Annotated in this window: 29 protein-coding genes and 2 tRNA genes; 14 read left to right on the top strand and 17 right to left on the bottom strand. The window is 61.5% G+C overall.

From position 1 onward, the window contains the following. The first annotated feature begins 120 nt into the window (after positions 1-120). Together ydiK and C8K44_RS14890 are read left to right on the top strand one after the other, a co-directional pair. Positions 121-1,173 carry an AI-2E family transporter YdiK gene (gene ydiK, locus C8K44_RS14895; RefSeq protein WP_109576574.1) on the top strand — a complete coding sequence of 351 codons (1,053 nt, stop codon included), beginning with the start codon at positions 121-123 and terminating at the stop codon, positions 1,171-1,173. A 166-nt stretch (positions 1,174-1,339) separates the two neighbouring features. Further along, positions 1,340-2,272 carry a hypothetical protein gene (locus C8K44_RS14890; protein WP_109576573.1) on the top strand — a complete coding sequence of 311 codons (933 nt, stop codon included), beginning with the start codon at positions 1,340-1,342 and terminating at the stop codon, positions 2,270-2,272. 39 nt (positions 2,273-2,311) lie between these two features. On the opposite strand, the gene C8K44_RS14885 is transcribed toward C8K44_RS14890, so the two are convergent. Beyond that, positions 2,312-2,647, bottom strand: coding sequence for a hypothetical protein (locus tag C8K44_RS14885; RefSeq protein WP_109576572.1), 336 nt, complete (start codon positions 2,645-2,647; stop codon positions 2,312-2,314). Positions 2,648-2,840: 193 nt separating this feature from the next. Continuing rightward, complete coding sequence (locus tag C8K44_RS14880) at positions 2,841-3,755, bottom strand: AraC family transcriptional regulator (RefSeq protein WP_109576571.1); 915 nt, start codon at positions 3,753-3,755, stop codon at positions 2,841-2,843. Positions 3,756-3,852: 97 nt separating this feature from the next. Here C8K44_RS14880 and C8K44_RS14875 point away from each other — a divergent pair, with 97 nt between their 5' ends. Then, positions 3,853-4,596, top strand: a complete 744-nt coding sequence (locus C8K44_RS14875; RefSeq protein WP_109576660.1) for an SDR family oxidoreductase — start codon at positions 3,853-3,855, stop codon at positions 4,594-4,596. 65 nt (positions 4,597-4,661) lie between these two features. On the opposite strand, the gene C8K44_RS14870 is transcribed toward C8K44_RS14875, so the two are convergent. Then, positions 4,662-5,501: an alpha/beta hydrolase gene (locus tag C8K44_RS14870; protein ID WP_199227099.1), complete on the bottom strand. Its 840-nt coding sequence runs from the start codon at positions 5,499-5,501 to the stop codon at positions 4,662-4,664. A 17-nt stretch (positions 5,502-5,518) separates the two neighbouring features. Then, entirely contained in the window at positions 5,519-5,881 is a 363-nt protein-coding gene (locus tag C8K44_RS14865) for a VOC family protein (protein WP_109576569.1), read from the bottom strand. A 123-nt stretch (positions 5,882-6,004) separates the two neighbouring features. Here C8K44_RS14865 and C8K44_RS14860 point away from each other — a divergent pair, with 123 nt between their 5' ends. The 3 genes from C8K44_RS14860 to C8K44_RS14850 all read left to right on the top strand — a co-directional run bounded on the left by C8K44_RS14860 (position 6,005) and on the right by C8K44_RS14850 (position 7,441). Then, positions 6,005-6,658: a TetR/AcrR family transcriptional regulator gene (locus tag C8K44_RS14860; RefSeq protein ID WP_109576659.1), complete on the top strand. Its 654-nt coding sequence runs from the start codon at positions 6,005-6,007 to the stop codon at positions 6,656-6,658. Then, positions 6,655-7,164 carry a DUF6151 family protein gene (locus tag C8K44_RS14855; RefSeq protein ID WP_109576568.1) on the top strand — a complete coding sequence of 170 codons (510 nt, stop codon included), beginning with the start codon at positions 6,655-6,657 and terminating at the stop codon, positions 7,162-7,164. The genes C8K44_RS14860 and C8K44_RS14855 overlap by 4 nt, the downstream gene beginning before the upstream one ends. Positions 7,165-7,364: 200 nt before the next feature. Then, positions 7,365-7,441: transfer RNA gene (locus C8K44_RS14850), tRNA-Arg, on the top strand. A gap of 295 nt (positions 7,442-7,736) precedes the next feature. Here the strand turns inward: C8K44_RS14850 and C8K44_RS28185 are convergent. The 4 genes from C8K44_RS28185 to C8K44_RS14835 form a co-directional block, all read right to left on the bottom strand. Then, positions 7,737-7,871, bottom strand: coding sequence for a hypothetical protein (locus C8K44_RS28185; protein WP_281062996.1), 135 nt, complete (start codon positions 7,869-7,871; stop codon positions 7,737-7,739). A gap of 69 nt (positions 7,872-7,940) precedes the next feature. Next, a tRNA-Arg gene (locus C8K44_RS14845) sits at positions 7,941-8,017 on the bottom strand. A gap of 170 nt (positions 8,018-8,187) precedes the next feature. Next, positions 8,188-9,024, bottom strand: coding sequence for a universal stress protein (locus tag C8K44_RS14840; RefSeq protein WP_109576567.1), 837 nt, complete (start codon positions 9,022-9,024; stop codon positions 8,188-8,190). 135 nt (positions 9,025-9,159) lie between these two features. Beyond that, positions 9,160-10,647, bottom strand: a complete 1,488-nt coding sequence (locus tag C8K44_RS14835; RefSeq protein WP_109576566.1) for a HAMP domain-containing sensor histidine kinase — start codon at positions 10,645-10,647, stop codon at positions 9,160-9,162. A 342-nt stretch (positions 10,648-10,989) separates the two neighbouring features. On the opposite strand from C8K44_RS14835, the gene rpmH reads away from it, so the two are divergent. The 5 genes from rpmH (at position 10,990) to yihA (ending at position 14,964) form a co-directional block, all read left to right on the top strand. Beyond that, complete coding sequence (gene rpmH / locus C8K44_RS14830; RefSeq protein WP_008833937.1) at positions 10,990-11,124, top strand: 50S ribosomal protein L34; 135 nt, start codon at positions 10,990-10,992, stop codon at positions 11,122-11,124. A gap of 16 nt (positions 11,125-11,140) precedes the next feature. Beyond that, positions 11,141-11,509, top strand: a complete 369-nt coding sequence (gene rnpA, locus C8K44_RS14825) for a ribonuclease P protein component (protein ID WP_109576565.1) — start codon at positions 11,141-11,143, stop codon at positions 11,507-11,509. A gap of 9 nt (positions 11,510-11,518) precedes the next feature. Beyond that, positions 11,519-13,333 (top strand): membrane protein insertase YidC, encoded by a 1,815-nt coding sequence (gene yidC, locus C8K44_RS14820; RefSeq protein ID WP_109576564.1) that lies wholly within the window; start codon positions 11,519-11,521, stop codon positions 13,331-13,333. Between the two features lie 330 nt (positions 13,334-13,663). Continuing rightward, entirely contained in the window at positions 13,664-14,302 is a 639-nt protein-coding gene (locus C8K44_RS14815) for a CatB-related O-acetyltransferase (RefSeq protein ID WP_109576658.1), read from the top strand. Further along, positions 14,299-14,964 carry a ribosome biogenesis GTP-binding protein YihA/YsxC gene (yihA, locus tag C8K44_RS14810; protein WP_109576563.1) on the top strand — a complete coding sequence of 222 codons (666 nt, stop codon included), beginning with the start codon at positions 14,299-14,301 and terminating at the stop codon, positions 14,962-14,964. Before C8K44_RS14815 ends, yihA begins: the two co-directional genes overlap by 4 nt. A 36-nt stretch (positions 14,965-15,000) precedes the next feature. On the opposite strand, the gene C8K44_RS14805 is transcribed toward yihA, so the two are convergent. The 5 genes from C8K44_RS14805 to C8K44_RS14785 form a co-directional block, all read right to left on the bottom strand. After that, positions 15,001-15,333 carry an antibiotic biosynthesis monooxygenase gene (locus tag C8K44_RS14805; RefSeq protein ID WP_109576562.1) on the bottom strand — a complete coding sequence of 111 codons (333 nt, stop codon included), beginning with the start codon at positions 15,331-15,333 and terminating at the stop codon, positions 15,001-15,003. Positions 15,334-15,421: 88 nt separating this feature from the next. Further along, positions 15,422-15,919 (bottom strand): peptide-methionine (R)-S-oxide reductase MsrB, encoded by a 498-nt coding sequence (gene msrB, locus C8K44_RS14800; protein WP_109576561.1) that lies wholly within the window; start codon positions 15,917-15,919, stop codon positions 15,422-15,424. Between the two features lie 162 nt (positions 15,920-16,081). Next, complete coding sequence (locus C8K44_RS14795; protein WP_109576560.1) at positions 16,082-16,633, bottom strand: fasciclin domain-containing protein; 552 nt, start codon at positions 16,631-16,633, stop codon at positions 16,082-16,084. Between the two features lie 182 nt (positions 16,634-16,815). After that, on the bottom strand, positions 16,816-17,532 hold the full coding sequence (locus C8K44_RS14790; RefSeq protein WP_109576559.1) for an anti-sigma factor: 717 nt from the start codon (positions 17,530-17,532) through the stop codon (positions 16,816-16,818). After that, a complete protein-coding gene (locus C8K44_RS14785; RefSeq protein WP_109576558.1) occupies positions 17,529-18,068 on the bottom strand; it encodes a sigma-70 family RNA polymerase sigma factor in 540 nt (179 codons plus the stop codon). Before C8K44_RS14785 ends, C8K44_RS14790 begins: the two co-directional genes overlap by 4 nt. Before the next feature lie 181 nt (positions 18,069-18,249). Here C8K44_RS14785 and argB point away from each other — a divergent pair, with 181 nt between their 5' ends. Both argB and C8K44_RS14775 read left to right on the top strand, forming a co-directional pair. Next, positions 18,250-19,152 (top strand): acetylglutamate kinase, encoded by a 903-nt coding sequence (gene argB, locus C8K44_RS14780; protein ID WP_199227098.1) that lies wholly within the window; start codon positions 18,250-18,252, stop codon positions 19,150-19,152. Positions 19,153-19,336: 184 nt separating this feature from the next. Beyond that, entirely contained in the window at positions 19,337-20,116 is a 780-nt protein-coding gene (locus tag C8K44_RS14775) for a DUF1194 domain-containing protein (protein ID WP_109576557.1), read from the top strand. A gap of 8 nt (positions 20,117-20,124) precedes the next feature. Here C8K44_RS14775 and C8K44_RS14770 read toward each other — a convergent pair whose 3' ends face one another. Beyond that, positions 20,125-20,601 carry an Lrp/AsnC family transcriptional regulator gene (locus C8K44_RS14770; RefSeq protein ID WP_109576556.1) on the bottom strand — a complete coding sequence of 159 codons (477 nt, stop codon included), beginning with the start codon at positions 20,599-20,601 and terminating at the stop codon, positions 20,125-20,127. 134 nt (positions 20,602-20,735) lie between these two features. On the opposite strand from C8K44_RS14770, the gene phhA reads away from it, so the two are divergent. Further along, on the top strand, positions 20,736-21,569 hold the full coding sequence (phhA, locus tag C8K44_RS14765; RefSeq protein ID WP_109576555.1) for a phenylalanine 4-monooxygenase: 834 nt from the start codon (positions 20,736-20,738) through the stop codon (positions 21,567-21,569). Between the two features lie 9 nt (positions 21,570-21,578). Here the strand turns inward: phhA and C8K44_RS14760 are convergent, their stop codons facing one another. From C8K44_RS14760 to C8K44_RS14750, 3 genes are all read right to left on the bottom strand, one after another. Next, positions 21,579-22,484, bottom strand: coding sequence for a DMT family transporter (locus C8K44_RS14760; RefSeq protein ID WP_109576554.1), 906 nt, complete (start codon positions 22,482-22,484; stop codon positions 21,579-21,581). Between the two features lie 130 nt (positions 22,485-22,614). After that, a complete protein-coding gene (locus C8K44_RS14755; RefSeq protein ID WP_245417488.1) occupies positions 22,615-24,123 on the bottom strand; it encodes an MFS transporter in 1,509 nt (502 codons plus the stop codon). A gap of 236 nt (positions 24,124-24,359) precedes the next feature. Beyond that, positions 24,360-25,121 (bottom strand): GGDEF domain-containing protein, encoded by a 762-nt coding sequence (locus tag C8K44_RS14750; RefSeq protein ID WP_109576552.1) that lies wholly within the window; start codon positions 25,119-25,121, stop codon positions 24,360-24,362. Positions 25,122-25,138: the final 17 nt, after the last annotated feature.

Raw genomic sequence — 25,138 nt, 5'->3', positions numbered from 1 at the left:
TCCGTGGATGGTTTTGTGCCGCGCAAGCAGCGGCGCAGCCACTGGCCCAAGAAATCCCTCCCTGCCCGGCGGGATCTGACAGCGGGCGCGATCGTGGGCACTGGAGGCGCGAGAGAGGGAATGGTTCGAGGAAATCAGGATATCACGCGCCTTACTTTGGCGGTGCTGTTCATCGGCGGCATCCTTGTTGCCAGCATCTGGGTGATGCTTCCTTTTGTGCCGGCGATCATATGGGCCATGACCCTGGTGATCACCACCTGGCCGCTGATGTTGTGGGTGCAGCGCCATGTCGGCAACCGTCGCGGATGGGCCACCGTGATCATGACGCTGGCCTTGCTGCTCGTCTTGATCATACCGCTATGGTTGGCCGTCGGCACCATCGCTGCCAACACCGGCAAGATCGGGGAATTGATCCGAACCGCCTTGTCCCTGCGGATCCCGCCGCCGCCGTCCTGGCTGGCGGACGTGCCATTGGTGGGCGCCCGCGCGACAGAGATCTGGACAAATCTGTCGGCTGGCTGGATGGATGAGCTGACCTCCAGGCTTGCGCCATACACAGGGGCCCTCACCCAATGGATCGCGTCTGTTGCCGGCAGTTTGGGAGGGATGTTCTTCCATTTCCTCCTGACAACCCTGATAGCCGCGATGATGTATCTTGGCGGCGAGCAGGCAGCTGAAACCGCAGTGCGCTTCGGCCGTCGACTGGGCGGCGATCGTGGCGACATGGCCGTGCGGCTTGCCGGTCAGGCAATCCGCAGCGTTGCCTTGGGCGTCGTCGTGACGGCGGTGGCCCAAAGTGTCTTGGGAGGCATCGGCCTGGTGGTGACCGGGGTGCCCTTCGCGCCCTTGCTGACAGCGGTGATCTTCCTGTTGTGCCTGATCCAGCTCGGCCCGGCCCTGGTCATGCTGCCGGCAGTGGCATGGATGTACTATTCCGGAGAGGCGCTTTGGGCGACTATATTGCTCGCCTTCACCATCGTTGCCGCGACAATGGACCAGTTCATACGTCCAGCACTGATCCGTCGCGGCGCCGATCTGCCTATTCTGCTCATCATTGCAGGGGTCATCGGCGGCCTGATTGCATTTGGCATGCTGGGCATTTTCATAGGCCCGACCGTCCTTGCGGTCGCTTATACGCTCTTGAATGCGTGGATGGCGGAGGGGGACGATTAGGCGGTATCCGCATGCCGTAAGCCCAGCAATTCGCCGCGCTCCATCAGGCCGCGATGCGTCGAGGGCATCCAAAGCGGGATGCCGGTCGATCCACGAACTGACGGCAGCTGGCATGGGCTTGTCCAACCACCGGACGTAGCCTAAACGGCGTTGCTGAAAGTACAGAATGTCGATCCAAGCCATGCAACTTGCCGCATCGTCTGCTTCCGCGAACGCTTATACTGCGGAAAGCCTCGTCCGGATGGACCGATTTCGCGACGGGCTCGCCTCCGCGGCAAGGGAATTGCTTGAAACGCACCTGGCCCTGCCCCAGGAGGTTCACTACGTCGCCGACTTGCAGCGATGGCTGCTCAGTCAGATGACGGTCGCCATGCATTTCGAGAGCAGCCTCGATCCTGCCGCCCCGCCGATTTCCGCCAAGAACCTGGTCGACGCCCTGGCGGGCACCGGGATAGCCAGCCGCAACACAGTGTATGGTTTTCTGCAGGAACTGAAGCGCTACGGCTTTATCGTGCCACGACCGAGCGACGACAGGCGACAACGGTTTTTTCAGGCGACCGAGATGAGCGAACGCCTCATCCGGCGCTATTTCGACATCCACCTGCGGGCTCTGGATGTTGTCGACAACGGGCAGCGCTACGTCCTGTCATGCCGGCATCCTGGCATTCTGCTTCAGGCGCAGCCCCGTTTCGCGCGGCTTCTTCTCGCGCTCGACGCTTGGCACAGACCGCCGCAGAACATCGCCAAGTTCGTGCGCTCCGACTCCGGCAGCAGCATCCTGCATTGCCTGATCAAGGGCGTTCCCTCGCTGTCGAGCGACATGACGTCGCCGATCGGGGTCGGAAAGGTGTCGCCCAATGCGCTGTCGCAGCGATACCGAATTTCGCGGACACATGCCGCCCGGCTTTTCGGGCTGGCGCGAGATGCGGGGCTCGTCGGCTGGACCAACAGCAGTAACAGGGGCAATTGCTGGATCTCGCCGGATCTCGTGCGTGCCTACAGGCACTGGCAGGCCATCAAGCTTGCAGCCGCGTCGCAAGCATTCCACGAGGCCTGCCTCGACGCGCCTTTGGAATTGCATGAGCCAGCCGGCAGGTAGTTGCGGAGAGCCATAGACCGGCTCCCCGCAAACAATTGGTCATTCGTGGATTGTGTAGGATCCCATTTCGCACAGATCCTGCGTGTCGGTCGTGGTGTCCAGGTCCGAGCCCTGTTCGAATTCGAATTTCATGTCGTACTTGCAGACATCGCGCCCGTCGGCGATGGTGATTTCCATGGTCTCGCCCGGGTTGAGAACATTCTGGCCGAATACGTCATCTTCCCAGTTGTTGACGCCCACCGGAGACGTGTAGAAGCGCGTGAGTGTGGATTGCGTTCCGTTCTTGAGCGTGAACACCAGATCCTCGGCCTGAGCCGGGGCAGACATGCATAGAACGGCCGCCGACAGAGCAAGAGCGACGTTAAATTTCCTCATAATTTCATCCTGTTGCAAGGTGGCGGGAGAATTCCCCCGAGGCGCGATGTACACGACCGCCCCATGCGAATGAAGATGGCTGCCGTTCCATGTTTGGGACGATTGACGTTGCGGCACTGAAGACGCAGGCCGGCTGCCTGGCCGTCCTTTCCCGCGCACCACTGCTGTCCATCGATTTGTCAGCGGTCGAGACCTACCGCGCCGCCGACTGCTCCATGGCGTTTGCGTAGCGACCGGGAGGCTGCCCGACATGCCGGCTGAAGGCCGTGCTGAAGGTGCTTGCCGAACCGTAGCCAACACGTTCGGCAATCTCGGCGATCGGCAGGCCCTGGCGCCGAAGCAGGTCCTTGGCGATCGCCATGCGCCAGGCGAGCAGGTATTCCATCGGCGGCACGCCCACATTTCGCGTGAACCGATCGAAGAACCCCGAACGAGAAAGTGCTGCCTTGCTTGCAAGTTGGGCCATGGTCCATGACCGCGCCGGGTCGCCATGCATCAGCCGTATCGCCTCCACCAGCCTGACATCGCCGAGCCCGCGCAGCAATCCTGCAGGCGCATCCGGTTGCTGCGTCAGCCGCAGCGCCTCGATGAGCAGCACCTCGACAAGACGCGCGAGCACAAATTCGCGGCCAGCGTGCTGTTCATTCGCTTCTTCGGTGAGAAGACGCACCAGAACGGCCAGCCGTTCAACCCCACGCACATGCACCTGTATGGGCAGCAGCGACGCCAGCAATCCAGCATCGTCGGAATCGAAGATGAAGTAACCGCCGAGCAGGCGCACGCTGGCAGGTCCGTCGCGTGTGCCATGGCGGATCTCGCCCTCAGGCGAGGGCGTGATCCTGGGGTCGATGAGTTCGGGGCTGAACGGCTCGAAACCCGACAAGGTGAAGCCAGGCGTTGTCGGCAACAGCACGAAATCGCCCGCTTCGAGTATGAGGGCGTCCTGCCCTTCGACAGCGAGGCGGCAACTTCCTTCGATCACCACGCAGAAGCTTGGATGGCCGAAATCGGAATAGCGAACGCCCCAGCGCCCGGCTCCGCTGATGCCCTTGGTGAACACCGCTCGTGGCCGCAACAACGTGATGACTTCGGAAAGGGGGTCAACCATTTCTGGACGATAGCAAACAAAATATGGACCATCAATTATGGATAGTCCGATATTGCTTCGTTATCTCTGGGGCATCGAAACCAACAAGGAAGTCCCCATGAAGACCGTACTGATTACCGGCTGCTCGTCCGGCTATGGATTGGAGACCGCGTGTTACTTCCATTCGCAGGGCTGGAGCGTGATCGCCACCATGCGCACGCCGCGGCAAGAGCTTCTGCCTAAATCGGAGCGGATCCGTGTGCTGCCGCTCGACGTGACCGAAGCTGAAAGCATCAAGGCAACGCTGGAGGCGGCCGGCCCCATTGATGTCCTCGTCAACAATGCGGGCATCGGCGTGGTCGGCGCTTTCGAGGCAACCCCGATGGCGCATGTACGCAAGGTGTTCGAGACCAACACGTTCGGAGTGATGGCGATGACGCAGGCAGTGATCCCGCAGTTCCGGACGAGGCGATCGGGCGTGGTGGTCAATGTGACTTCCAGCGTTACCCTTGCGCCAATGCCGCTGGCGGCAGCGTATACCGCAAGCAAGATGGCCATCGAAGGGTTCACAGGGTCGCTGGCCCACGAACTCGAGGCATTCGACGTACGCGTCAAGCTGGTCGAACCGGGTTACGCCCCGACCACGCGCTTCACTGAGAATACCAACGTTCGCGTCGAGGACCTGATCCCCGAAACATATGCGTCCTTCGCGGCCCCGATCTTCGCCGCCTTCGCCAAGCCTGCCTTGGTAACCACGGAGGCGGATGTGGCCGAGGCGGTATGGCAGGCCGCCAACGATACGACAGGGCAGCTTCGTTTTCCCGCGGGGCCCGATGCCGTCGCCTTGGCTCAGGCAAGCTGAAGGGTGCTGGCGCCGGTCATCGGATAGCCTGGTGACACGGCGCCACCCGCTCGCAAGCAAACGACCTACGGCTTTTGGCCGTCGAGCACCTGATGCAGGGTTCTTGCGAAACCCTCGCTGTGGCTGCCGAAGCCTCCGTGTCCACCTGGGAACACGACCGGCTCGGCGCCCAGCTTCGCCGCCAGCGCCACGCTCGTGCGGTGAGTGATCTGTCCAACCGTCTCTTCGCCGATGCCAACCACGACGCGGGGTTCGCCTGCGCGCAAGGCAGCAACATCGGGGCAATAGAGCGACAGCGGCATCAGCCCATGGGCGATGAAATATTCGAAATTCGCTTCCATCCTGGCGAAGGTTGCTATGTCTTCGGGCGAGGGTTCGAATTCCGGCGACCCGCCGTCGTACTCGTCATCGAGGCCGGCCATGACCATGAATTTCGCCATCGCCGGGCCTATGCCGTCACGAAGGTAGGTTTCGTAAATCTCCCTGTCGGCAGCAATGGCTTTTTCCGGGTCATCGAGCATGACAAGGCAAGGTGGCTCGTGCGCCACAAGCACCCGCACCCGTTCGGGATGCCGGGCTGCCAGATTGAGACCGATCTGCGCGCCCCCGCTGTTGCCAAGCACAAAAGCCGGCCCGTCGCTCAGCGCGTCGATCAGCCGGGCGGCATCGTCGCCGTGAACGTCAAGCTGCTGCTCCACGGGTTCGCCGTCGAAATGACTGCGCGAGTTTCCGCGCGGGTCATAGGCAACGACTGTGTAACGATCGGCAAGCTGGCGCGACAAACCGGCAAAAACGCCGGCGTCGCTGGGGCCGCCGGCGATTGTCAGAAGCAAGGGGCCGGATCCCAGGGCTTCGTAGTGGATCTTCGCTCCAGGCACTTTCAACGTCGATGATTTAGGGGTCATGACCATCTCTCCCACCGTCAGTTGCCGAGCACCAAGCGATTACCCTCGCTGTCGCGGAATTCGGCGACGATGCGTCCGGGCTGCCAGGGTGCGTCCTGCGGTTCGCTGATGATCTCCACGCCATGCGATTTGAGTTTTGCGACTGTCGCTTTGACGTCGCTGTCGACCAGCACCAGCACCGGGTCTGCCGACGGCGTTTCATCGGCGCGCCTGACAAAGTGCAGCGCTGTTTCCGCGCCTGCGAATTTGAGTTCGATCCAGCGCCAGCCGTCCTTGCCCATCGGCGCGTCGGCTGCGACCTGGCATCCGAAATGGTCAAGATAAAATGCCTTGGCACGGTCCTGGTCGAACACGGGCAACTCGGCAAATTGAATGTGCATGGGAACCTCCTCGAATTGGCTTGACGAAGTGAACTAGACCGTACAGTACCGCATTTGCATAAAACTAGACTGTCCAGTACTGTTGAGTCAACCTGAGTCTCGATCTTGATGGAACGGCGCCCGATGACGGAAGTGGCGACAGCGCAAAAAGCGGACGGGCCGCGATCGACCCGCAAGCGCCAGGCGATCCTGGCCGCCGCAACCGAGGTTTTTCTGAAGAGCGGCTATCTCGGCACCAACATGGACGAGATCGCGGCCCTGTCTGAGGTGTCGAAACAGACCGTCTACAAGCATTTCGCTTCCAAGGAGGCGCTGTTCATCGAAATCGTCACCTCCATGACAGGTGCAGCCGGCGACAGCGTTCATGACCAGGCCCCCGAGTTCGACGAGAGCGGCGATCTGGCGACCTATCTCCACGATTATGCCGAGCGTCAACTGATCGTGGTGCTGACGCCGCGCCTGATGCAGTTGAGGCGACTGGTGATCGGCGAGGTCAGCCGTTTTCCTGAACTGGCCAAGGTGCTTTACGAACGCGGCCCCCAGCGCGCGATGACGGCACTGGCAACGATATTCGAACGCCTGGCTGAACGCGACCTGCTCACGATCGACGACCCCATGGTGGCGGCCTCGCATTTCAACTGGCTGATCATGTCCACCCCGGTGAACCAAGCCATGCTGTTGGGCGATTCCGCGATACCAAGTCCTGAAGAGCTCCGCCGGCACGCCGCCGATGGCGTCCGCGTCTTCCTCGCCGCATACGGAAAACAGCAATCATGACCGCGACATCGAAATCCATTGTGCGCTGCTCATGCGGAACCGTCGAACTAGAGGCGTCAGGTGCGCCGATCACAAGTGTTGTCTGTTATTGCGACGACTGCCAGGCCGGATCGCGCCAACTGGCCGCATTGCCGGATGCCGCTGCAGTCCAAGACGCCGATGGCGACAGCGCCTATGTCCTCTACCGCGCCGATCGCATCAGATACACCAAGGGCAGCGAGCGCCTGCAAAGCTACAAGATCAAGGAAAAGTCGGCGACAAACCGGCTTGTCGCCTCTTGCTGCAACGCGGCCATGGCCATGAAATTCGACGATTCCAGGCACTGGACGCCGATCTACCGGAAGCGCTTTGAGGACCATGCTCCGCCCTTGCAGTGGCGCATCTGCACAAAATTCAAGGCTGAGGGTGTCGAGATTCCAAATGATGTCCCCAGCTCCAGCATGTACCCGTTCGGGTTCATCTTCAGGCTGGTAGGCGCAAACATCGCCATGCTGCTCCGCCGCTAGAAGCCAAGGCGCCTGGGCCCCTCTTGCGCCTTGGCACGGCGCGTTTGTGGAGCCGGCGCGGTCGGCTCGCGGCCGGCTGGATGGTTTTCCCTGAAAACTTTGCCGGCGGCGGCTTGCAATTCGCAAAGCCAGCCGCTAGGTAGCGCCGGTCGCTGCGATCCATCGATCGAAACGACTTGGCCGCTGCCGTGGCCTGATGCGCGCCCGTAGCTCAGCTGGATAGAGCACCAGACTACGAATCTGGGGGTCAGAGGTTCGAATCCTTTCGGGCGCGCCATTCTCCGAACAAAACTCAGAATTTCGGCAGAATGCTCTGCCTTCCCGTCGCCAGCCGCTCAAGCGTGGTCCGGTAGCCGATGATCCGGATTTTCCGCGTCGTCCATTTCCGCTTGGCCGATGACCGAGCGGATATAGGCGCGGCGGAACAGCGTATTGCCGGTCAGCACGTTCGACTGCATCACATCGACAAGGGTGGCTATCTCTTCTACCGTGATCCGCCGCGCGGCGAGGTTCGGTGACGGCGGGGTCAGAGACGATCTCGCGTTCGGTCAGGACTGCGGGGATACGACCTATCAGGGGTGGTCCGAGGAGTCGGCAACGCCGCTTTCGATGGCGGTATAGAGCCGGTCGAGGCGCGCTTTCGCATCTGTCTTCCTTGCCCCGATGCGTGCCGGGGTCAGAAGCCTGTCGGCAAGGCGCTTGATCACCAACCGCTCGAGCTTCCGCCTCTTTTGGGGAGAGCTGCCCAGTTCCAATTTTGGTGAGGTGGTGAAAAATGGCGCGCCCGAAAGGATTCGAACCTCTGACCCCCAGATTCGTAGTCTGGTGCTCTATCCAGCTGAGCTACGGGCGCGCGTCAGGCCATGAAGGTGGCCAAGTCGTTTCGATCAATGGACCGCAGCGACCGGCGCTACCTAGCGGCTGGCTTTGCGAATTGCAAGCCGCCGCCGGCAAAGTTTTTGGTGACGGCGGCCGGACGCAACGTCGCCCGGCCGTTTGTCGGCGCATCCCAGGCGCACGGTGTCAGTGCGACAGCAGCACCGGCAACCGCAGGTCGCTCAGGATGCCCTCGGTCGCGCCGCCCAGCACGAAGTCACGCACGCGGGAGTGGCCATAGCCGCCCATGACCAGGAGCTTTGCCCCCAGTGAAGCAGCGGTTTCCTGAAGGGTAGCACCGATGGGCGAGTTGCCGATTGAAGTCGGCACCGCTTCGGCTGCAAGGCCGCGCTGGCGCAAGCCTTCTGCAAGCTGTTCCGCCGCATCCGCATCGCGCAGCTTCTTTTCGTTGAGGACGGTGATCACGGAAATCCTGGATGCCTTTTCCAGGATTGGGCGCGCGTCGGCGACAGCGCGTGCCGCAACGCGGCTGCCGTCCCAGGCGATGGCGACATGGTCGATGGCGCCCACGGTCAAGAGGCTCGGTACGATCACGGTCGGGCGCCCGGCGCCGAAGACGACCGCCTCGGCAAGCATGCGCGAGGTTTGATTGCCCGCTTCCCAACCGAGCAGCGCGAGGTCGAAATAGCGGGCCTGCTCGCAGGCCGTTTCGCCAAGGGCTGCAAGTGGCACCGATGTCTCGCCGGTGGTGACCTCGACGCCGACCTCATTCGCGCTCGCTTCCACAGCCGCGAGAAGTTCCTTGCCATGCCTGCGGCTCGAAGCCTCGGCATCCCGGATCATCTGCGGCGTATCGAGCAGCAAGCGCGAAAGCGCGTTGGATACCTGCGGAATGGCCGGATTGAACACCACCGCACGCAGGTTAGCCTTGAACTGGGCTGCGATCGACGCTGCACTCGATGCCACCGCCTCGGAGTTGGGCTCGGGATAGGTGGCAAGGGGAAGGAAGAATTGCGGCTTCATCGGAAGTCTCCTGTTTTGACGCGCCAACCAACAAGGCCGTGGCGCGTACTCGACTGAGATTACCCTTTCGCAGCCAGCCCTTCATTGAGCTGGATCAAGACAGGCTGCCACCTTGCCCGTAACCGCGGCGCACCCTCACGCCGGGCGGCGCATGCCGTGGCGCGCTTCATCGAGGCGAACCGGCTGGTCGGGAATTGCAACGGCAAAGACAGTGCGCCCGCCGGAACTCTCGATCAGTTCAAGCGTGCCACCATGGGCGCGCACCAGCTCCTGGGCAATGGCGAGGCCAAGTCCGGTGCCGCCGCTGCGAGCCGAACCGCGGAAGGCGGCAAACAGATTTTCGCGCGCCTTTTGCGGCAGGCCGGGACCGGTGTCGGCGACCAGGATACGGCTGACACTGCCTTCGCGTTCGGCATAGACCGTCAGCCGATTGACGATGGAGCTGTCGGCGACGCCGGCCATGGCCTGGACGGCGTTGCGGCAAAGATTGGTCAGCACCCTGAAGAGTTGGTCGGGATCGGCGTCGATCTCGAAATCGGAACTCACAGCGTTGTTGAATTCGATGCCGGACTCAGGCTCCAGACCGAGCAGGCCATGCACGTCGTCGACCAACTGCGCGAGCCGCAGGCGCCGCCGTGCGGGAGGCAATTCCTGGGCGCGGCCATATGACAGCACGTTTTCCGAATAGGCGACGGCGCGGTCGAGCGTTCTCAGCAATTTCGGGGCAAAGGCCTGCACCGCCGGATCCTTGACCATGCGCAAACGGTCCGACATCAGCTGCGCGGAAGCCAAGATGTTGCGCATGTCGTGATTGATCTTGGACACGGCCAGACCGAGATCGGCGAGATGCTTCTGCTCGCTCAGCATCCTTTGCAAATGCGTCTGCATCGCCGCAAGCTCGCGCTCCGCCAGTCCAATCTCGTCGGATCGCGCTTCGGGAACGATGACGCCGGCGGGACTGTCAGGCGCATCGGAAAAAGTCAGCATCGAGCGTGTCATGGCGCGGATCGGCTTGATCATGATGCGGTCGATGGCGGCATAGACCAAAGCTGCCGTGCAAAGCGAAATTAGCAGCGAGACAAAGACGATGTAGCGCGCATTGACGAGCATCGCACGATGCAGCCGGTAGTCGGGGATGACGAGTTCGAACTCCTTGGCGCTCTCGCCCACCGGGCCATAGACCCGCAGCATCCGGTTGCCGCCAAACAGCAGCGTGTCTATGGCCGCCGGCATAGAGCTGAGCACGCTGGCCTTGGATATCTCGATGTGTTCGTCGACTTCGGGCGGCATGTCGGCAACGACGAGCAGCCTTGACACCCCGCCGTCGCGCACGGCGATCGCCTTGGCGCCGATCGCCGCCAGCACGTCGTTCTGGGCCGAACGCGACAGGGTCGTCGGATCGCCCTGCACCAGAATGGTCGCGACGGCCGCCGCGGTTGCCAGTCGTTCCTCAAGCCAGCGCATGCGGAAGCTGGCAATCGAAGGCAGGAAGAACAGCACTTCGGCGAAGAGCACGAAAGCAACGGTCAAAAGCAGCAGCTTCGCCGATAGGCTGCGCGAGCGCGGAACCGACCGTTCCGCCTGTGTTCCGGCATATGCGCCGGTATCGGCTGCTTCAGTCATGCTGTTCTTTGCTGCAAATCCGCCCTGGGAGAAATTGCCTCGGATCCGTCAGGTCCCGAAACGCCTTTGCTTCCCGACCTCGCAAAGATAGGCTATTGCAGCGCAGTTGCAAATTCGGCAGTGCAAAAAGAGCTTCGTCGAAGCACCCAATTACCGCCATCAACAGCCGCCGGTGGCGGCGGCGCTTGCGCATTGACTTCACGGCACCTTCTTTCTATAAGCCCGCACACGCTCGGGACCCGCTTCCGTCGCGGTTTTTGATCGCGTCGAAGCATGCTGAGCCAAGCTCCTGTTACAAAGTGACAGAATCAAGAAGGGCCGCACCCCGCGGTATTAAAACAAATGAAGCGTACCTATCAGCCGTCCAAACTCGTTCGTAAGCGCCGTCATGGTTTCCGTGCTCGCATGGCTACCAAGGGCGGTCGTGGCGTCGTCGCAGCTCGCCGCAACCGCGGCCGCAAGCGGCTCTCCGCCTAAGCCATAGGCGGGAACCTTGCCCGCTGACAGCAAGCCTGAGGGGTCTGCGCCGCATGGACGCGGCCCCGAACGGCTTCTGAAAAGAAAACAGTTTCTGGCCGTCCGCCGCGGTGACAAGCGGCGCGGACGGTTTTTTCTCGTCGAGGTTTTGGATCGCGGCGACGAAACGGGGCCCAGGGTCGGCTATACCGTTACCAAGAAGGTCGGCAATGCGGTTGTGCGCAATCGCGTCAAACGGCGCCTCAGGGAAGCCGTTCGTACACATGCCGCAGGTGACATGGCCGCCGGCAAAGACTATGTGATCGTCGGGCGCGAAGACGTGCTCACCGCCCCTTTCGGCCAGATCACGGCCGAACTTTCTCGGCGTATTCGCGGAACGCGATAAGGGCTTTCGATGGAAAACAACCGTAATTTCTTTATCACCATCGCCTTGTCGGTGCTGATCCTGACGCTCTGGCAGGTGTTCTACATGAACCCTCGCGTCGAAACGCAGCGGGAAACCGCGCGGATCGAGGCCGAGCGCGTGGCCCAGCAGCAGAAGGCCGCGCAACCGGCCGGCACGACGCCCGGCGCCGGAACGCCAACGGCACCGCAAGCCGGCATTCCCGGTGCGCCGGCGACCCAGGTCTCGGTCGCTGACCGTGCACAGGCGATTGCAGCTTCGGGCCGCATCCCGCTCGACACGCCGAGCCTGAAGGGTTCGATCAACCTGACCGGCGCGCGCATCGACGACATCAGCCTCAAGCACTACCGCGTTGCCGTCGAGCCGACCTCGCCCATCATCGAGCTGTTGAACCCGCAGGCGCTGCCGTCCGGCTTCTACAGCGAGATAGGCTTCGTCGGCAGCGAAGCGACAGGTACCGTTCCAGGTCCCGACACGGTGTGGACCGCCGAAGGCGCCCAGACCCTGACGCCGGCAACGCCCGTGACGCTGACCTTCACCAATGAAAAGGGCCTGACGTTCAAGCGTACCATCGCTGTCGATCAGAACTACATGTTCACGGTCTCCGATACGGTGACCAATGCCAGCGGCGCCGATGTGTCGCTGTCGAACTACGGCCGCATCACCCGTTTCGACAAGCCGCTGCATGCCTCGACCTACGTGCTGCACGAAGGCCTTATCGGCGTCACCGGCACCGAAGGCCTGCAAGAGATCAAGTACGCCTCGATCGAGAAGGACAAGCAGGTCCTGCCAGGCAAGTCGACCGACGGCTGGCTCGGCATCACCGACAAATACTGGGCCGCCACGCTGGTCCCCTCGGGCAAGCAGCCGTTCCAGCCGCGCTTTTCCTACTTCGAGGATGGCCGCCCGCGCTATCAGGCCGACTATCTGACAGACCCGATCACTGTTGCTGCCGGCCAGTCGGCAACGGTCGAGACGCTGGTCTTTGCCGGCGCCAAGGAAGTGGCCAAGATCAACGCCTATGAGAAGGATCGCCAGATCCGCCAGTTCGAGCTTCTGATCGACTGGGGCTGGTTCTACTTCATCACCAAGCCGATGTTCTGGCTCATCGACACGCTCTACAAGATGCTCGGCAATTTCGGCCTGGCGATCCTCGCCACCACCGTCATCGTCAAGGCCATCTTCTTCCCGCTCGCCAACAAGTCGTACAAGTCGATGGCGAACATGAAGATGGTTCAGCCCAAGATGCTGGAAATCCGCGAGAAATACGCGGATGACAAGATGAAGCAGCAACAGGCGATGATGGAGCTGTACAAGACCGAGAAGATCAATCCGCTCGCCGGCTGCTGGCCGGTGTTGATCCAGATCCCAGTGTTCTTCGCGCTCTACAAGGTGCTCTACGTCACCATCGAAATGCGCCATGCGCCGTTCTTCGGCTGGATCCACGATCTGGCGGCTCCCGATCCGACGTCGCTGTTCAACCTGTTCGGCCTGCTGCCATGGGGCGTGCCCGCCTTCCTGATGATCGGCGTCTGGCCCCTGATCATGGGCGTCACCATGTTCCTGCAGATGCGCATGAACCCGACGCCTCCGGATCCGACCCAGGCGATGATCTTCACCTGGATGCCGATCCTGTTCACCTTCATGCTGGCATCGTTCCCGGCGGGCCTCGTCATCTACTGGGCATGGAACAACTCGCTGTCGATCCTCCAGCAGGGCGTGATCATGAAGCGCCAGGGCGCCAAGATCGAGCTGTGGGACAACCTCATGGCGCTGTTCAAGAAAAAACCGACACCGGCCGAATAGCCGGACGTCGTGGAGAAAACGAAAAGGCCCCGGCACGTCCGGGGCCTTTTTCTTTCCGCACACATGACCCACTGAAACTTTTGCGGCGCCGGCCCCGTAACTTTGTGATGCCTCTCATGCATCAGCCTGTGGGGTGGCGGTTTCTGACCACCCCCCGGTCAGAATTGAACCGTCTCGGCAAGGCCGGGGTCCTGCATCCCTTGCGGGACCCCGGTTTGTCCTGCCATGCTGCGGGTCTGCCAAGGCAGCCGGCCCCCGACACCTCCCCCGATGCCATCGCGTTGGATCGCGCTATACTGTCATGGCACACGCATCAAAATGGACGCAGCCATGCAGGGACCGAACCCGTCGATCAAGCACCCCATGCCGATGCACAAGCGCGTCGGTTTCCTCAAGCCGCTCGTCGATGCCGAAAACATCGAGATCGGCGACTTCACCTATTACGACGACCCCGAGGGACCGGACCTGTTTCAGCAGAAATGCGTCCTGCATCACTACCCCTTCATCGGCGACAAGCTGATCATCGGGAAGTTCTGCGCTATCGCCGAGGGCGCGCGTTTCATCATGAACGGCGCCAATCACGCCATGTCGGGCTTTTCCACCTATCCATTCAACATTTTCGGCCACGGCTGGGAGGAAGGCTTCGATGTCGCCACCTGGCACAAGGAGGTGCGCGGCGACACCGTGCTCGGCAATGATGTGTGGATCGGCATGGAAGCGGTGATCTTGCCGGGCGTGCATATCGGCCACGGCGCCATCATTGCTGCGAAATCGGTTGTCAGCCGGCACGTACCGCCTTATGCGATCGTAGCCGGCAATCCTTCCGTCGTGGTCAAGAAGCGTTTCGACGACAAGACCATCGAACGGCTCTTGACGATTGCCTGGTGGGATTGGCCGGTGGACAAGATCGGCCGCAACCTCAATGCCATTCGCGGCTCGGATATTTCTCTGCTGGAGGCAGCGGCTTGAACGATCAGACAACACCAACAGCGCCGGTCAGTGCCGAGCTCTTCACGCGCCCATGGGTCTTCATCCGTGGCGTACCTTCAATGAAGTTCCTGCCTCCCGAAGGGCCGCCGGAGATCGCCTTCGCCGGCCGCTCCAACGTCGGCAAGTCTTCGCTGATCAATGCGCTGGTTCGACACAGCGGGCTCGCGCGCACCTCCAACACGCCGGGGCGCACCCAGGAGCTCAACTACTTCGTGCCCGACGGCTATTCCGGCCAGGCCGGCGACTTGCCGCCGATGGCACTGGTCGACATGCCGGGCTACGGCTATGCCAAGGCACCCAAGGATCAGGTCGATGCCTGGACCAAGCTGGTGTTCGACTATCTGCGCGGCCGGGTGACCCTCAAGCGCGTCTACGTGCTCATCGATTCGCGCCACGGCATCAAGAAGAACGACGAGGAGGTTCTGACCCTGCTCGACAAGGCCGCCATCTCCTATCAGATCGTCCTCACCAAGACCGACAAGATCAAGGCTGCGGGCGTGCAGCCGCTGATTGAGGACACGCTGTTGAAGATCAAGAAGCGCGCCGCCGCCTTCCCGACCGTGCTCGCGACCTCCTCGGAAAAGGGCGTAGGCATGGACGAGTTGCGAGAGGCGATCGCGCTCGTGGTCAATGGCGGCTGAGCGGCCACCATCCACTGTCTTTCGGGGTGACCGGCCTCAAGCCTGCGTCACCTCATGGACGACCTGGTAATAGCCCGGCGTCACGCTTTCGATCAGCGGGGCGACCTTCTCGATATGCTCGGTGAACCCTTGCGTCTCATGCACGCGCTGGTGGTCGGCGACGCTGTCGAAGGTGCTGATCATGATCGCCGTGTTGCCGTCGATCGAACGATGCAACCGGCTGCCCCGCCAACCCGGCACATTTCCGACTGAACGCTCCAGATTGATCTTTTGAAGGGCGATGAAGTCGTCGAGCTTGCCAGGCTTCAAGGTGAAGATGTTGACGAACGCCACCGGGCCGTTTGGTTCATTCTTCGCATTTTGGGTCATCGCCGCTCTCTTGTTTTCGTGATGGTGAGAGCACGTCGATACAACCTCAACATATCTTAAGGTCAAGGGGACAAGGCGTGTGAGAACGCTACGCCGCCACTGGCCTGAAGGTCAGCGCCACGCCATTGATGCAATGGCGCTTGCCGGTCGGCGGCGGACCATCATCGAAGACGTGACCAAGATGACCGCCGCAGCGGCGGCAATGCACCTCGGTACGGGTCATCAGCAGGGAGCTGTCGACCTTTGTGCCGACTGCATTTGGCAGCGCTTCCCAAAAGCTCGGCCAGCCGGTGTGGGAATCGAACTTGGTGGCTGAAGCGTAGACGGCGAGATCGCAACCGGCGCAATGGAAGTTGCCCGTGCGGTGTTCGTTGAGTAGCGGGCTCGATCCCGGCGGCTCGGTATCTTCCTGGCGCAACACCGCGAAGGCGGCGGGCGAAAGGATCGCGCGCCATTGGGCGTCTGTCTTGGTGACCTCGAAGTCCTCGGCCAACGCCGGGGCCGATATGTTCAGCCGCCTGGACAACACCAGGCCCGCAAGAACGGCAATCGCTGCGCTGCCCAACAAGAATGAACGGCGATCCATGGCACATCTCCTGACCGACCATAGGCCGGTGTCGCATCACTGCAAAATCAATACGGCTTGAGAAAATGGACCACGCCCCGCAACGCAGACCGTTGCGGGGCGCTTGCCGATTGCACGCACCTCAGGGAGCCCCAGCGCGCGCAATCGCCCTGCCCGCCAGGCTTACATCTTCGGCAGCAGCACCTTGTCGATGACATGGATGACGCCGTTCGACTGGGCGACATCGGCGATCGTGACGTTGGCGACGTTGCCGTTTTCGTCTGTTACCGTGACCTTGCCGCCAGCATCCTTGAGTGTCAGGGCGCAGCCGCCTGCAGTCTCGACCTTGTGTGCGCCGCCATCGGCCATGACCATCTTGGCGACGTCAGCCGACATGGCCTTGGCGCCGACGACATGGCAGGTCAGGATCTTGGTCAGCTTGTCCTTGTTTTCGGGCTTTAGCAGGGTCTCGACCGTGCCAGCGGGAAGTGCCGCGAAGGCCTCGTTGGTTGGAGCAAAGACAGTGAACGGGCCCTTGCCCTCGAGCGTGTCGACCAGACCGGCTGCCTTCACGGCCGCCACGAGCGTGGTGTGGTCCTTCGAATTGACAGCGTTCTCGACGATATTCTTGTTGGCATACATGGCAGCACCGCCAACCATGGGATTTTCGGCATAAGCGAAGGTAGCGAGAGCGGAAAATGACCCGGCGAGTAACGAGAGATAGATCTTGCGCATGTCACAACTCCTTGAGTTTTTTCGCGGGATGAAAAAGACACAAGAAGTTACGGATGCGAATTCAATTAGTTTCGCGAATTCAACAAAATATACTTATTTCTTTCATCGAAAATTCTCCAAACCTTGCAGGTACGAGCATTACGACGATGAAGTTTCAATCTGCGAGCAAAAAATTTCTGAGATCAAATTTGGCGGAGATCGCCAGCGGCGACAACAGGGCCGGTCGGCAGGCCGGTTGGCGAGCCTCCCACCGGCTCGACGCTGACGGCGAGCACGGTCCCGGCGGCGAACTTGCCGCGCATCCCCTCTTTGACCGGCATCTTCATGGTCGTTCCGGCCGGAATGACGCCCATTGACACCGGCTGGGCGTTGGCGTCGATCATCCAGAGTTCGAAGTCCTTGCCCGAAGCGCGTTCGCCGGCGACATGCGACAGGCCTATCTCATTTGTCGCCGCGTCATACATGATCATGTACTTCACGTCGCTGCCATCCGCGGCAAGCGAGGCCACCATGAACTCCCGCGGCGCCTGGGCAGGCGGATTGATGTAGGGAACCGCAACATAGATGGCCAGCGCGGCGACCGCTGCGGCTGCCAGGCCGCGCCAGAAGCCAAGGCTCGACCAAAGCCTCGGCCGCCCTGCAGTCTCTGTCTGTTCGGTGAACAATCTGCGATCGATAGCCTGCTTGACCGAGGGCGCTACATCGATCTCGGGATAGCCGACCGCCAGCGGGGCAAGATGCACTTCCCATCTATCGACCATCCGCGCGAAGTCAGGCTCCGCCGCGATACGAGCGCTCACCTGGCGCCGTTCGTCGGCCGAAAGCACGCCGAGAACGTATTCGGCGGCGAGGATGTCGTCGCCTCCACGTTCCGGTCCGCTGTCTTCCGCTAGCGTCATCTTTCCAGGCATTCCCTAAGTTTCAGCAAGCTGCGGCGCAGCCACGTACGCATGGTGTTGAGCGGCACGCCATGGCGCTCCGCAAGTTCGGCATAACTCTCGCCCTTGAGATAGGCGCCGCGCACCGCAGCCGCCCTCTCCTTGTCCAGTTCTTCGAGGCAGCCCTTGATACGCCCAGCCTCGTCGCCGGCCAAAGCGGCCGCCTCAGGCCCCGGCGCCGGGTCGGCAACCTCAAGCGCCTCGTCAATAGCAAGGGGCGCCTGACGCCGTGCCCGGATACGGTCGATCGCATGATTGCGCGCGATTGCCACAAGCCACGAAATGGGGCTCAGTTCGGAGGCCGCAAACCGGTCGGCCTTCGTCCAGATCTTGACGAAGACCTCCTGTAGCGCCTCTTCGGCATTCGCCCTGTCATTCAATACACGCAGGCAAACGCCGAAAAGTTTCGAGCTCGTCTGCCGGTAGAGCAGATCGAAGGCCGCACGATCCTTCATCGAGGTCCGCACAATCAGTTTGGTGATGTCCTGCGGCGTCATGGTCGCCAAGTTACGTGGCGAAGGATGAAATGCAACTGCTGTTTAGCGGATCGGCAATCCGCAACCGGTTCAGCTGCGCATCACTCATGGCCCCGCATCCGCGCGCCAACCATCGAACCATTTGCCCCCTGCCCGGTTTCCGGCTAAGACCGCGCCGACCTTTTCCATCGATCCGGGACCCATGCCGATGACGACGAACGTCGCCGCCACCGCCGAAATGCAGGCCGCCCTGCTCTCCGCGGCCTTGCCCTACATGCAGCGCTACGAAAACAAGACCGTCGTGGTGAAGTACGGCGGCCACGCCATGGGCAATGTCGAGCTGGGCCGCGCCTTCGCCCGCGACATCGCCTTACTGAAGCAGTCGGGGGTCAATCCGATCGTCGTGCATGGCGGCGGTCCGCAGATCGGCGCGATGCTGACCAAGATGGGCATCGAATCGAAGTTCGAGGGCGGCCTGCGCGTTACCGACCAGAAGACGGTCGAAATCGTCGAGATGGTTCTGGCCGGTTCGATCAACAAGGAGATCGTCGCGCTCATCAACGCCGAGGGCGAATGGGCGATCGGCCTGTGCGGCAAGGACGGCAACATGGTCTTCGCCGAAAAGGCCAAGAAGACCATGATCGACCCCGACAGCAACATCGAAAAGGTGCTTGATCTCGGCTTCGTCGGCGAACCGGTCGAGGTCGACCGCACGCTGCTGGATCTGCTGGCCCGCTCGGAAATGATCCCGGTTCTGGCACCGGTGGCCCCTGGCCGCGACGGCCACACCTACAACATCAACGCCGACACCTTTGCCGGTGCCATCGCAGGTGCGGTCAAGGCCTCGCGCCTGCTGTTCCTGACCGACGTTCCCGGCGTGCTCGACAAGGACAAAAAGCTGATCGACGAGCTGACCGTCGCCGACGCCAGGGCTCTGATCAAGGACGGCACCATTTCGGGCGGCATGATCCCCAAGGTCGAAACCTGCATCGAGGCGATCGAGCGCGGTGTCGAGGGCGTCGTCATCCTCAATGGCAAGACGCCGCATTCGGTGCTGCTCGAACTGTTCACCGAACATGGTGCGGGAACGCTGATCGTTCCGTAAGTGCCTGAACCCCGCTTTGACCGCCGAATGGCGGAAAGGCCGGCTTTCGCCGGCCTTTTGTTTCGCGCAGATCTCGCGCGCCGATGTCCATCACGAAGCGTTGAAGCGCATCGGCTTTCATTTTTCCCAACTTGCCGCACACTGACTATGAAGTCCGCTCGGAGGGCGATCGTCGCGACAAGCGATGCTGGCAACGCTGGCACTAATCCTGTGCATGAATTGCGAACTGCCCGTCACCCCGATCGTCGGTGCGGACGCAGGGACGGTCGATGTCGAACTGGTGCTCGCCGTCGACGTTTCAAGTTCGATGGACGACGGGGAGTTCGCGCTCCAGCGCGCCGGTTACGTAGGTGCGCTGCGCGATCCTGCCTTCATCAATGCCGTACTCTCGGGTTTGAGGGGGCGCATTGCCGTCACCTATTTCGAATGGGCAGGAAGCGTCCTGCAAGACACGGTCATACCCTGGCAAGTCATCGACGGTCGCGAGAGCGCAGACGATTTCGCCGCCAAGCTCGCAGCCAGCCCGATCGGCGGATCCGGCGGCACTTCGATCTCGAATGCCCTGGTCTTCGGGGCAGGCCTTCTGGAAAACAACGCGTTGAGAGGCGAAAAGAAGGTCATCGACATCTCTGGCGACGGGCCCAACAACACCGGTGCGCCGGTTGAGGTTGCCCGCAACAATGCGGTCGCGACCGGCATAATCATCAATGGATTGCCGATCCTCGTTCGACCAACGGGGAGCCTTGAAGGCGTGGACCGCTACTATGCCGAATGCGTGACGGGCGGGCCAGGTTCGTTCGTCCTGCCCATTTACCGCACCTCCGAATTCATCACCGCAATCCGCCGCAAGCTCATCCTTGAGGTCAGCGGTGTCAACGCACCCAACGTCGTGAAGATCCAGGCGACAGAGCCGGTCGACTGTCTCGTCGGCGAGCATTACCGGCTGATCTATCCCGAACCCTAGATGCGGTCCTACGCCCGCAAATGTGCCAGCGGCACATGCCCCGGGCCCTTGATGTTCTGCAGTACCAGCTGCGTATGCACGTCACGGACGCCTTGCAGGCGCATCAGCCGGTGCATGACGAAGGCGTTGAGGTCGTCGACGTTTGGCACCATGACATGCAGCAGGAAGTCGTAGTCTCCGGTCATCGTCCAGCAGGCCGAGACCTCGTCCATGCGCTGCACGGCAGTGATGAACTTTTCCGGCGAGTCGTCGCTGTGACTGACCAGCCTGACCTGGACGAACACCTCGACCATGAGACCTACCGCCCTGCGGCCGATGCGCGCCGAAAACCCCTTGATGACGCCGGCTTCCTGCAGCGCCTCGAAGCGGCGGGCGCAGGGCGTGTTGGACAAGCCGATCTCAAGGGCAATTTCGGACACCGGCTTGCGCCCGTCGCGCTGGAGGATGTCGAGCATCCTGATCTCGAATTCATCGAATTGAGGCATTTTCACTCCCATTTTCTCCAATGAGAGTAATCATACCTCAAATCTCGTGTGAATTCGCCCAAAGAAGTGAATCCCGCTCCGTCCGTGAAGCTATCGTTCGCCAATCACAGCCTGTTTCTGGGGAGGATCAGACCATGGGCATCAGCGTTCAGGATTATGCACGGGAATGTGCGGCCCAAGGGCTGCGCGGCGACTATACCGTTTGCCGCCCGGACTTCACCGTCGAGCAGAAATACGACTACAACAACTCAGAGCAGGAGGTGTGGCGCACGCTGTGCGACCGCCAGACCAAGCTGACCCAGCGGCTGGCGCACAAATCCTATCTCGACGGCATGTCCGCGCTCGGTCTCGTCGACAGGATTCCCGATTTTCACGAGGTCAGCGAGAAGCTGCGCAAACTCTCCGGCTGGGAGATCGTCGCCGTCCCCGGACTGATCCCGGCACAGCCCTTCTTCGACCATCTTGCCAATCGCCGCTTCCCTGTCACCAACTGGCTGCGCAAGCGCGAAGAGCTCGACTACATCGTCGAACCCGACATGTTCCACGATTTCTTCGGCCATGTGCCGGTGCTGAGCCAGCCGGTCTTCGGCGACTTCATGCAGATGTATGGAGAAAAGGCGACCGACCTGATCGCGCTTGGCGGCGACGAGATGATCACCCGGCTCTACTGGTACACGGCCGAATACGGGCTGATGCAGGAACCCGGCCAGCCGCTCAAGGCCTTCGGCGCCGGCCTGATGTCATCCTTCACCGAATTGCAGTTCGCGGTCGAAAGCCCCGATGCGCATCAGGTGCCTTTCGACATCGAGACGGTCATGCGTACCACCTACGAGATCGACAAGTTCCAGCGCGCCTATTTCGTGCTGACATCGTTCGACGCGCTCAAAGACGCCTTCCAGAACACCGATCTGGCCAGTGTCATCGCACGCTGGAAGGACGAGCCACCACGCGATCCGGCGACGATCTAGTTTCTTGGGCTAGCCCACCGCGAGCAGTACCAGGATGCCGCCAACGATCAGCACGCAACCGGCTATCTCGAGCCGGTTGATGCGCTCGCGAAAGAAGAAAACCGACGACGCGAAGGTAAACAGCATCTCGATCTGGGCGAGCGACTTGACGATCGCCGCCTGCTGCAGCGTCATCGCCATGAACCAGCCGAATGAGGCCGAGGCACCAACGAGGCCGGTGAACAATGCCGGCCGCCAGGCTTTGGCGATGCGTGGCAGCTCATCGCGTTCCTTCCACAGGATCCAGACCAGCATGAGCACGGTCTGGAAGACGATGACCACGGCAAGGGTCACCGCTGCCTGCATCATGAAATTCGGCCCGCCGAGCGCCAGCGACGCGGCACGATAGGCGACCGCCGAGATGCCGAAAAACGTGCCCGAGGCGAGCCCGATCAGTGCGTTGTGGCTGAGCACGGAGGTGACCAGCGTGCGCGCGGTAAATGCCGTGTGCGCGACAGAAATCAGCATCACGCCGAACACGCTGATGGCAATCGCCGCAATCGCACCCGCCGTTGCCCGTTCGCCGAGGAACAGCAGCCCAAACAGGGCAGCCTGAGCCGGCTCGGTGCGCGAATAGGCGGTGCCGACCGCAAAGTTGCGGAACGAAAACAGGTGAATCAGCAGGAACGTCGCCGCGATCTGGCCGATGCCACCGAGTATCGCCCAGGCAAAAAACGTTGCATTGAGCGATGGCAGTGGGTAGCCGACGACAAGGTGCAGCACGCCGACGAAGGCAAGCGCGAACGGAAAACCGAAACCGAAACGCACGAAGGTGGCACCTGTCGTGCCCATCACGCCTTTCAGGTGCTTCTGGACCACCGACCGCAGATTCTGCAGGAAGGCGGCAGCGATAGTGATGGGTATCCACAATGTCATGATGGCGCAGTGTCAGCTGATAGGCGACCCGAGCGGCCGCACATTCGCGTCTACAGCATAGCCTCGAGAATCGGAATCGATTTTCGGCAGCATCGCACCGTGCACCCAACGAAGAACGGGGCCTGTCTCGTCACATTTCCACAGGCACCGGCGGGGATTGAACCTTGTCGGCATTCTGGCCCTTGCTGCCATGCGGCGCTGCCGGCTTCAGGAAAAACACCATCGCTGCCACAAGCGCGAATGCTGCGACCTCATAGATGAGGGCGTGCTCCATGGCGGCTACAAAAGCGGCATGTGAAAGCTCGCCCGCCCTCAGGCGACCATCAAGCGTCGAAAAGAAGATCTGCCCCGTGATGGCAATGCCAAGGGCGGCGCCGATCTGCTGGAAGGATTGCATCGCGCCCGAACCCGAACCGGCATCTCGCGGCGGCACAGCCGACAGCACGGTCTGAAACAACGAGGAGATGGCTATGCCCATGCCGAAACCGCAAATCAGCAAAGGCAAGACAAAGTACCAATGATTGACGGCATCGCCGATTCCAACGACGACAAGACGAAGGAAAACCATGCCGACGCCCATGACCAGCGCACCAACGACGATCCTCTGGTGAGGCCATCGGCTGCCCAGCCGTCCAGAAACGAGCGAAGCAATCAGCACGCCGATCGGAAACGGCACCGTGGTCAGTCCGGACTGCAACGGCGTCAGCCCGAAGCCGGTCTGCAGGAAGACGGCCAGGACCAGGAAGAAGCCCGCAACGCCGGAAAAGAACGTCATGGTCATCGCAGAGCCGAGCAGGAAGCTGCCGTTGGTCATCAGGGCGACCGGCAACAATTGGCTCTGGTCCCTTTTCTCCCGTGCCTTTTGATGCAGGAAGAACGTGACCATCGCGACGACGGAAAGGCCTATCATGGCAAAGGTCCACAACGGCCAGCCATAGGCGTGCCCCTCGATCAGGGGAAACACCAGCAGGAAAACCGCGGCGCTGGCGATCAGGATGCCGACCGGATCCTGTGTAAGCTCGGGGCGACCGGGCATGTCGGGAATGAGCGCCCGGCCGGCGATCACAGCCAGGATACCGACCGGGATGTTGACCAGGAAGATCGGCCGCCAGTCGAGGCCAAAAAGGTCCGCGCTTATCAGCATGCCGCCGGCAAGTGGGCCAGCGACGGAGGCAAGGCCAGCCGACAAACCAAACAAGGAGAAGGCGAAGCCACGCTCCTGCGGTGGAAAGATCACCTGCGTGATCGCCAGCACCTGCGGCATCATCATGGCGCCGGCCAGTCCCTGCAGCACGCGCGCGACGATCAAAGTCGTCATTGTCGGCGCCAGCCCACATAGCGCCGAAAAGACCGTGAAACTCGCAACGCCGATCAGAAACAGGCGCTTGCGGCCGACCACGTCACCGAGCCTGCCAAACGGCAGCAGGCCGAGCGCGAAGGCAAGCACATAGGCCGCCACCACCCATTCGATCTGGCTGCTCGTCGCACCAAGCCCAGACTGGAGGCGCGGCAGCGCGACGTTGACGATGGTCACGTCGATCAGGTTCATGAACCCGGCCAGAAGCAGGATCGCCATCGCAACCCATCGCCTTGGATAAGCATCCTCCGGCGTTAACGGCGAGCTATGGGAAAAAGTCATTTCCAATTCCTTTGACTTCGGAAGCCGACCCTGAATCGCCGCCCCGACATGATCGCATCCCATTCAATGCAGACCAATGTCGCCGGAGCGTCGCCCGATTTCGACAAGGCTTTCGCAAAGTGCCATCTGACCCCAAGCTTACATTTGGCGCGGGCACGATCAAAGTGAACAGGGCAAAAAGGACGACTGCAAATGCCAGCGTCCCGGAACAAGCCATGCTGTCGTTTTGAACGCCGTTACGCCGCTTCGGAAATGCCCGTGTCGAAGATGGCGCGGTTGCGGCCACGGCGCTTGGCCTCGTAGAGGCGCTTGTCGGCAGCGCGCATCAGCTCCGAAACATTGGCTTCGGACGCACAATTGGTGCCTCCTATGCTGACGGTCAGGGGCACGGCAGGCTCGTCATTGGGCTGGAAGCGCAACCGCTCCACTTCGCTGCGGATACGCTCGGCCACAAGCTTGGCTTCCTCCTCCGAGGCGCCAGCCAGGAAGGCACCGAACTCTTCGCCACCGATGCGGCCGAGAATGTCGCCGCTGCGAACGCCGCGCGTGATCGCGCTGGCAATCTGGAGCAGTGCCTGGTCGCCGGTCAAATGACCGAAGCTGTCGTTGATCTGCTTGAAATGATCGGCGTCGATGATCAGCAGCGCGCCGCGATCGGTCTTGCGCCTGCTGCCGTCGAGCGCGGCAAAGAAATTCTCGCGGTTGAGCATGCCCGTCATCTCGTCGCGGCTCGCCTTTTCCGAAAGGCGGCGATGGGCTGCGGCAAGTTGGGCGTGGGCGCGCGTCAGGTCGGCGTGGGCTACTTTCAGCTTTTCGCCCTGCAGGAAGGTGAAAAACGCCAGTGGCGTCGCGATGGCCAATGGGCACAGGATGCACATCAGCCAGCCGATGACACCAACAGTTCCCCCAAGCGCCGGCACGATCGTCAAGACCATGGCGAGCGACCCCACGATCGACACCAAGGTCACGGCGGCCGTTTTCAGAATCACACTTTTCATTTCAACTCCCTGCCGGC

It is taken from the genome of Aminobacter sp. AP02 (genome assembly GCF_003148805.1).
Classification (GTDB): Bacteria; Pseudomonadota; Alphaproteobacteria; order Rhizobiales; family Rhizobiaceae; genus Aminobacter.
The sequence above is the reverse complement of the archived record's forward strand: the minus strand, read 5'-3'. Positions and strand labels throughout refer to the sequence as shown.

Bases quoted from the DNA above. Each gene is read 5' to 3' on its own strand.
- ydiK (WP_109576574.1), top strand. From the start codon at position 121: ATGGTTCGAGGAAATCAGGATATCACGCGCCTTACTTTGGCGGTGCTG.
- C8K44_RS14890 (WP_109576573.1), top strand. From the start codon at position 1,340: ATGTCGATCCAAGCCATGCAACTTGCCGCATCGTCTGCTTCCGCGAAC.
- C8K44_RS14885 (WP_109576572.1), bottom strand. From the start codon at position 2,647: ATGAGGAAATTTAACGTCGCTCTTGCTCTGTCGGCGGCCGTTCTATGC.
- C8K44_RS14880 (WP_109576571.1), bottom strand. From the start codon at position 3,755: ATGGTTGACCCCCTTTCCGAAGTCATCACGTTGTTGCGGCCACGAGCG.
- C8K44_RS14875 (WP_109576660.1), top strand. From the start codon at position 3,853: ATGAAGACCGTACTGATTACCGGCTGCTCGTCCGGCTATGGATTGGAG.
- C8K44_RS14870 (WP_199227099.1), bottom strand. From the start codon at position 5,501: ATGACCCCTAAATCATCGACGTTGAAAGTGCCTGGAGCGAAGATCCAC.
- C8K44_RS14865 (WP_109576569.1), bottom strand. From the start codon at position 5,881: ATGCACATTCAATTTGCCGAGTTGCCCGTGTTCGACCAGGACCGTGCC.
- C8K44_RS14860 (WP_109576659.1), top strand. From the start codon at position 6,005: ATGACGGAAGTGGCGACAGCGCAAAAAGCGGACGGGCCGCGATCGACC.
- C8K44_RS14855 (WP_109576568.1), top strand. From the start codon at position 6,655: ATGACCGCGACATCGAAATCCATTGTGCGCTGCTCATGCGGAACCGTC.
- C8K44_RS14840 (WP_109576567.1), bottom strand. From the start codon at position 9,024: ATGAAGCCGCAATTCTTCCTTCCCCTTGCCACCTATCCCGAGCCCAAC.
- C8K44_RS14835 (WP_109576566.1), bottom strand. From the start codon at position 10,647: ATGACTGAAGCAGCCGATACCGGCGCATATGCCGGAACACAGGCGGAA.
- rpmH (WP_008833937.1), top strand. From the start codon at position 10,990: ATGAAGCGTACCTATCAGCCGTCCAAACTCGTTCGTAAGCGCCGTCAT.
- yidC (WP_109576564.1), top strand. From the start codon at position 11,519: ATGGAAAACAACCGTAATTTCTTTATCACCATCGCCTTGTCGGTGCTG.
- C8K44_RS14815 (WP_109576658.1), top strand. From the start codon at position 13,664: ATGCAGGGACCGAACCCGTCGATCAAGCACCCCATGCCGATGCACAAG.
- C8K44_RS14805 (WP_109576562.1), bottom strand. From the start codon at position 15,333: ATGACCCAAAATGCGAAGAATGAACCAAACGGCCCGGTGGCGTTCGTC.
- msrB (WP_109576561.1), bottom strand. From the start codon at position 15,919: ATGGATCGCCGTTCATTCTTGTTGGGCAGCGCAGCGATTGCCGTTCTT.
- C8K44_RS14795 (WP_109576560.1), bottom strand. From the start codon at position 16,633: ATGCGCAAGATCTATCTCTCGTTACTCGCCGGGTCATTTTCCGCTCTC.
- C8K44_RS14790 (WP_109576559.1), bottom strand. From the start codon at position 17,532: ATGACGCTAGCGGAAGACAGCGGACCGGAACGTGGAGGCGACGACATC.
- C8K44_RS14785 (WP_109576558.1), bottom strand. From the start codon at position 18,068: ATGACGCCGCAGGACATCACCAAACTGATTGTGCGGACCTCGATGAAG.
- argB (WP_199227098.1), top strand. From the start codon at position 18,250: ATGCCGATGACGACGAACGTCGCCGCCACCGCCGAAATGCAGGCCGCC.
- C8K44_RS14775 (WP_109576557.1), top strand. From the start codon at position 19,337: ATGCTGGCAACGCTGGCACTAATCCTGTGCATGAATTGCGAACTGCCC.
- C8K44_RS14770 (WP_109576556.1), bottom strand. From the start codon at position 20,601: ATGCCTCAATTCGATGAATTCGAGATCAGGATGCTCGACATCCTCCAG.
- phhA (WP_109576555.1), top strand. From the start codon at position 20,736: ATGGGCATCAGCGTTCAGGATTATGCACGGGAATGTGCGGCCCAAGGG.
- C8K44_RS14760 (WP_109576554.1), bottom strand. From the start codon at position 22,484: ATGACATTGTGGATACCCATCACTATCGCTGCCGCCTTCCTGCAGAAT.
- C8K44_RS14755 (WP_245417488.1), bottom strand. From the start codon at position 24,123: ATGACTTTTTCCCATAGCTCGCCGTTAACGCCGGAGGATGCTTATCCA.
- C8K44_RS14750 (WP_109576552.1), bottom strand. From the start codon at position 25,121: ATGAAAAGTGTGATTCTGAAAACGGCCGCCGTGACCTTGGTGTCGATC.